Origin of the sequence: Propionivibrio sp., assembly GCF_016790145.1 — a bacterium.
GTDB lineage: Bacteria > Pseudomonadota > Gammaproteobacteria > Burkholderiales > Rhodocyclaceae > Propionivibrio.
Genome location: NZ_JAEUOI010000201.1, coordinates 1 through 5,910 on the forward strand (window position 1 = coordinate 1; position 5,910 = coordinate 5,910).

The window sequence follows — 5,910 nt, forward strand, 5'->3', positions numbered from 1 at the left end:
CGTCAGGCTTTGGGCCCCTGACTTTGTTGAACGCGAGGTGTTTGTCTGCGGACCTTCCGGATACATGGATTGTGTCCGCAGCACGCTGGAGCGTATCGGATATCCAATGCACCGCTACCATCAGGAAAGCTTCGGCGCCCCTCCGGCGCAACGGGCGGCGCACTCAGCTAGTAGTGCCCCTGCAGCAGTCTCAACGAAACCAGAGACTGCGCCGCTTGTGCCGCCTTCTGCCCAGGCGTTAAGCATGCCGCCAACGGCGCCGGCAGCAACTCCCGAAAAAGTGGAAATCATTTTTTCCAGGAGCTCAAAGACCATCTTCGCATCCACCGGTGATTTCATTCTCGACCTTGCCGATGAGCATGACATCAAGCTCGAAAGCTCATGTCGGGCGGGAAACTGCGGGACGTGCAAGATCAGGAAAACGGAAGGCGATGTCGAGATGGATGGCCAGCAGGCATTAAGCGAAACGGATATCCTTGAGGGTTACATCCTTGCATGCATCGGTCGTGCCTGCAGCAAGCGAGTCGTTCTGGAGGCTTGAGGCCATTGGCCAGGATGTAGACTCTTGCAAAACGCTTGCGAACCGGGCCTGCCCTGGCAAACATCCTCTTCGCTCAGACCGCACGCAGGGCATCGACAATGTTCATTCGTGCGGCCCGGGTGGCCGGCAGGAAGCCGCCGATCAACCCCATCAGCAGGGCAAAAGCCAGGCTCTTGGCAACAATCTCGGCATTCAGCGTGAACGAAAAGGCCAGCTCGGAAAACGACTGCCAGTTCATCGTTGAAATGGTGAACAACTGCATGAACGACGCAAGAAACAATCCGATCAGGCCTCCGAGCAGCGACAGGAACAGCGACTCCAGCAGGAAGGCGGTCAGGATGCTTCTCTTGCGAAATCCAAGGGCGCGCAGCGTTCCGATTTCGCTCGTGCGACTGGCAACAGCCGCGTACATGGTAATCATGGCGCCGATCACCGCGCCGATTGAAAAGATCACCGACAACGACAGTCCGAGAATGCGGATGAAGGTGGACAGCGCTTCCGACTGGTCGGCATAGAACTGTGTTTCGCGCTTGGCTTCCAGCGTCAGGCGCTGGTCGCCTTCAATCGCGGCCTGCACCGCAGAGAACTGTCCGCTGTCATTCAGTCGGAAGATCAGCGAGGAATATACCGGCCGGCGAAAGGCCGCCATCAACTGATCGACATCGCCCCAGATCTCGGAATCGAAACCCGAGCGCGCCGCATCGAAGATACCGACCACCACCCATTCTCGCCCGGCAAAGCGTAGCGATTCGCCCAGTCCGGCATTGACGAAGCGCTCGGCAATGGCCTGGCCGGCAACGATCTCGTTACTGCCTGCCCGGAACATCCGGCCCTTGACGATGTTCACCTGCGGGCGCAGCATCCGGCCCATCGGTGAGACGCCGCGAATGATGACGTTTGCCGGCTTTTCCGCTCCGCCGGCGCTCTGACGCTTGTTCAGTGAAATCAGCACGACCATTTCCTTCGACATCTGGCGCTCGCCACCGGCACCCAGCGCCACCTGCGGCAGGCTCTCGACAATCGCTGCCGGAGCGCGTTCAATCCCGCTCTGCACTTCGGTGCCGGAGGCGCGCCGCGTCACCACCACATTGTCGGGAGATCCGGTATCAACGAGCGTCTTTCTCAAACCCTCGTCAAGCATCAGCACGGCGGCAAAGACGAAAACGACCAGCGCCATGCCACCGGCGGTCAGCACCGTGGTCATCTTGCGCGTCCACAAATTGCGCAGGGAGTAGGAAATCGGGACTTGCATCAGGCCATGCTCCGCAGTCCATCGACAATATTGACGCGTGCCGCGCGACGTGCCGGAAAGACCGCTGAAACGATACCCACCAGCAGCGCACAGGCCAGTTGCATGCCGACCGTCAAATCCGAAACGATGAATACCGGGAACAGGGTACCCATGGCCTTGCCGAACGCATCGGCCACCGGATAAGTCAGAGCGATGCCCAGCGCGCCGCCGAGACCGGCAATCGCCAGCGCTTCGCCGTAGATCAACATTCTGAGGAAGAGCGGCCCGAAGCCGAGCGCCTTGAGCGTCGCATATTCGGCGGTGCGCTCGCGCACGGTCATGGCCATGGTATTGGCCATCACTGCCAGGATTATGAAAATGACCAGGTACGAAACCAGCCTGATGGCCACGACGATGGCCTCGGTCATCGAGACGAAGCCAAGCTGGAAGGCCTTTTCGGTTTCGGTCAGCGTTTCGGCATTGCTGTTCCTGAACGCCGAATCGATGGCCAGACTGATTTCGGCCACCCGCGAGGGATCGGCCACCTCGACCACATACACACCTATCTGGTTGGCGCGGCGCGGGGTCCGGATTTTCATCGTTTCGTTGAGATACTCCCAGTGAAAGAAAAACTGCGAGACATCGGTCTTGGCATCGCGCCCGCTGTAAATGCCGCGCACGACGAACTCCCACTGCCCAGGGAAAATCGTCCCCTTCAAGGTCACCGTATCGCCCAGCCTGAAACCGTAAGTCGCCGCCAGCTTCTCGCCGACCAGCGCCCCCTTGCGGTCGCGCATGAACGCCTTGCGCTCGCTGTCGCTGAGCACGTACTCGGGGTAAAGGTCGAGGTAGGTCGAGGCTTCGACGGCAAATTGCGGAAAGTAATTCTTCGGCTCCTTGTAAACGCCACCGAACCAGTTGGCCGTGGAAATCGCTTTCACCCCATCGATCTGCCTGATTTTCTGGCGATAGGTGAGCGGCATAGGAAATACCAGCGAGATTGAATTGCGCACGATCAGCCGCGCATTCGACGCCCCCTCGGCACCCGCATACCATGCCTCGACCACCGTCGACAGCAAGCCGAACGCCAGTACGGCAACGGTCAAACCGACTATCGTCAGCAAGGTACGCAGCTTGTGACGGAAGGCGTTACGAAAGATAAGAGAGAGCAGCATGGGTTATTCTTGACCAAAAAAAGCGAACCACCAAGTCACCAAGCGCACCAAGTTACACCAAGAAAATCAAGTGGTTTTCTTGGTGTAACTTGGTGTTCTCCGTGTCTTGGTGGTTCGCACTTTTCATTTTCTGACCTCCTCGCGCCCCGACAACTCGCCCTTCTCAAGATGCATGATGGCATGGGCGTGTTCGGCGGCGCGGCTGTCGTGGGTAACCATGATGATCGTCTTGCCGATTTCGTCGTTCAGGCGCTGCATCAGATGCAGGACGTCTTTGGCCGATTCGCGGTCGAGGTCGCCGGTCGGCTCGTCGGCGACGATCAGCGTCGGGTCGGTAATCAGCGCGCGGGCAATGGCGACGCGCTGCTGTTGACCGCCGGAAAGCTCCGAGGGCAAATGCGCCATACGATCGGCCAGGCTGACCATCGACAGCGCGAGTTCGGCGCGCTCGCGGCGCTCGGCGCGCGACATGTCCTTGAGCAGCAGCGGTAGCTCGACGTTTTCCAGCGCCGAAAGCACCGGCATCAGGTTGTAGAACTGGAAGATGAAACCGACATGGCGCGCCCGCCAGTCGGCCAGATCGGCCTCGCCCAACTGGCCGATGTCCTCGCCGGCAACGATCAGTTGCCCCGAATCCGGCCGGTCGATACCGGCGATCAGGTTGAGCAGGGTACTCTTGCCGGAGCCCGAAGGCCCCATCAGCGCCAGGAACTCTCCCGCCATGATATCGAAGGTGATCCCGGTCAACACCGGCACCGTCTGCTGCCCACGCCGGTAACCCTTGACGATACTGCGCAGCGAGACGAGCGCCGCCTCACCGTTCACTGCTTCAAGCCCGTCTTGACCCGGTCGCCGTCGCGCAGATTATCCGGCGGCGACGCGACCACCTTGTCGCCGGCCTTGAGCACCGAGGGCTCGACAATCAGCGCCACCAGATCGTTGATCTTCGGTCCCAACTGCACCGGGATCATCCTGACCTTGCCGTCGACGACCAGAAACAGCACCGATTGCCCGTCACGTCTGGCCAGCGCGCTCTCATGCACCGCTGTCAGCGCTGTGCGCTCGCTGGCGCTGACTTCCTTGTCCAGAAAGGCCACCTTGGCGCTCATCTCGGGGAGAACCGCCGGATCGCGCTCGACAAAACGCACCTTGACCAGCACCGTGGCCTTGGCCCGATCGACGGTCGGTACCGTGCGGCTGACGACGCCACGCATGCGTTTGTCCGGGAAAGCATCAAGCTGGATTTCGCAGGGCTGGCCGATTCTGATTTTGCCCAGATTAACCTCCGAAACGTCTGCCTCGACCTCCAGCGTTTCCATGTCGGCCATCGTCACCACCGCACCCTTGCTTTCCGTCGCTGATGAAAACGGCGTGATCACGTCTCCGACATTGGCCGTCTTGGTCAGCACCACGCCGTCAAACGGCGCGCGAATCAGCGTCTGGTCGACACCCACCTGCGCCGCGCGCTGATTGGCCAGCGCCACGCCGACCCCGGCACCGGCCTTGTCGAAACGAGCCTGTGCGCTATCGAGTGCCGCAGCGGAAACATATTTCTGGCGCTCCAGGTCACGTGCGCGCTCAAGCGCCCGCCGGGCGTCCTTCAACTCGACCCGGGCCGAAGTCACGCTGGCCGCCGCCTGATCGACCTGGGCCTGCATATCGCGGTTTTCAAGACGGGCGATGACTTCCCCTTCCTTGACCTTGCTGCCCTCGGCCACCCCCAGCCACTCCAGCCGCCCGGTCGCCTTGGACGCTACCGAGGCCTTGCGCTGCGCGACCACATACCCCGCCGCATTGAGCTGGGTTGCGGCCTGATAGGGATAGGCCGTCGTCACCGTGACCGTGTCAACGCTTTTCGCGCCGTTCAGGTGCAGCAGGGCAAAACCGAATACAGCCAGGACCAGAAAGGCCCCAGCCCAAAGCCAAGGGCGACGGCCGGCACGGCTGGTTCGGCTGGATGCACGATTCCGGTCAATGCTCAGGCCCGAGAGATCCTGTTCCGACATGGCAACTCGCTGCAATTGATAAGCCTCGGATTATACGTCCGCCCGACAACGCTTCCCTACGCACAAGCGGCACGGCCAGTGTAAATTTGTTCTAACAATCCCCAGTCATTCCGGCGAAAGCCAGAATCCAGATTCGTCTATCTGATCAAGATGTTAAAAGAAAGGTTTGATCAACGAACTGGATTTCGGGTCAAGCCCGGAATGAGCGCGAAGCCTGGCCTCGGGCCACGGTATTTCAATGAGCTAGCGCTTGAACAAATTTACTGTGGTGGGACGGCAGCTAGGCAGCTCGGGTTAGCCCATAGGGCGTACAAGGGTGTTTCCTTCGGGGGAATTGCCGGAACATGGCAGTGGGCCAGATGAACTTCATGGCGAGAATGGAATTCTTCCTTGCATGCCCACCGTGATCCAGCCCACTTGCCTCGACCGCCAACTAATGCGAGCATTGCGCGTAACTGAAACCAGCCCTTCCGGAAGTCCGTCATGCACGCAAAGCAGGGCATCAACATTGAGGCGCTGCTCTCGCATGTGCCGCTTTTCAACGGGCTTGAGGCGAATGAAATTGCCCGCATTGCACGTGGAACACGCGAGGTCAATGCGCTTCGCGGCGACATCCTGTTCCACAAGGGCGACCCCTCGACGGGTTTTCATCTGATCGTCTATGGGCAGGTGAAACTGGCCTTTACTTCATCACAGGGAGGCGAGAAGGTGGTGGACATCCTCGGTCAGGGGCACTCCTTTGGCGAAGCCGTGATGTTCATGGACAAGCCCTACATGGTTTATGCGCAGGCGCTGAGCGATTCACTGCTCCTGCACATTTCGAAAACCGTCATCCTCGGCGAACTGGAAAAAGACCCCAGGCTGGGTCGCAAGATGATCGCCGGACTTTCGATCAAGCTGCATCACCTGATTACCGACGTCGAATCGTATTCGCTGCACTCGGGTCGCCAGCGCATC

The 5,910-nt window shown here is 59.9% G+C and carries 6 protein-coding genes; 2 read left to right on the forward strand and 4 right to left on the reverse strand.

Going from position 1 to position 5,910, the window contains the following annotated elements:
* Positions 1 to 541, forward strand: a 541-nt coding sequence (locus JNM42_RS16415; RefSeq protein ID WP_294272652.1) for an iron-sulfur cluster-binding domain-containing protein, incomplete at its 5' end; no start/stop codon positions are given.
* A 73-nt stretch (positions 542 to 614) separates the two neighbouring features.
* Here the strand turns inward: JNM42_RS16415 and JNM42_RS16420 are convergent.
* From JNM42_RS16420 to JNM42_RS16435, 4 genes are all read right to left on the reverse strand, one after another.
* Complete coding sequence (locus JNM42_RS16420) at positions 615 to 1,793, reverse strand: ABC transporter permease (RefSeq protein WP_294272655.1); 1,179 nt, start codon at positions 1,791 to 1,793, stop codon at positions 615 to 617.
* Positions 1,793 to 2,947: an FtsX-like permease family protein gene (locus JNM42_RS16425; protein WP_294272658.1), complete on the reverse strand. Its 1,155-nt coding sequence runs from the start codon at positions 2,945 to 2,947 to the stop codon at positions 1,793 to 1,795. Before JNM42_RS16425 ends, JNM42_RS16420 begins: the two co-directional genes overlap by 1 nt.
* Positions 2,948 to 3,070: 123 nt before the next feature.
* Positions 3,071 to 3,772, reverse strand: coding sequence for an ABC transporter ATP-binding protein (locus JNM42_RS16430; protein WP_294272660.1), 702 nt, complete (start codon positions 3,770 to 3,772; stop codon positions 3,071 to 3,073).
* Positions 3,769 to 4,953: an efflux RND transporter periplasmic adaptor subunit gene (locus JNM42_RS16435; RefSeq protein ID WP_294272662.1), complete on the reverse strand. Its 1,185-nt coding sequence runs from the start codon at positions 4,951 to 4,953 to the stop codon at positions 3,769 to 3,771. Before JNM42_RS16435 ends, JNM42_RS16430 begins: the two co-directional genes overlap by 4 nt.
* Positions 4,954 to 5,436: 483 nt before the next feature.
* On the opposite strand from JNM42_RS16435, the gene JNM42_RS16440 reads away from it, so the two are divergent.
* The coding region (locus JNM42_RS16440) for a cyclic nucleotide-binding domain-containing protein (RefSeq protein WP_294272663.1) at positions 5,437 to 5,910 on the forward strand (474 nt) is incomplete at its 3' end.

Bases quoted from the DNA above. Each gene is read 5' to 3' on its own strand.
- JNM42_RS16420 (WP_294272655.1), bottom strand. From the start codon at position 1,793: ATGCAAGTCCCGATTTCCTACTCCCTGCGCAATTTGTGGACGCGCAAG.
- JNM42_RS16425 (WP_294272658.1), bottom strand. From the start codon at position 2,947: ATGCTGCTCTCTCTTATCTTTCGTAACGCCTTCCGTCACAAGCTGCGT.
- JNM42_RS16435 (WP_294272662.1), bottom strand. From the start codon at position 4,953: ATGTCGGAACAGGATCTCTCGGGCCTGAGCATTGACCGGAATCGTGCA.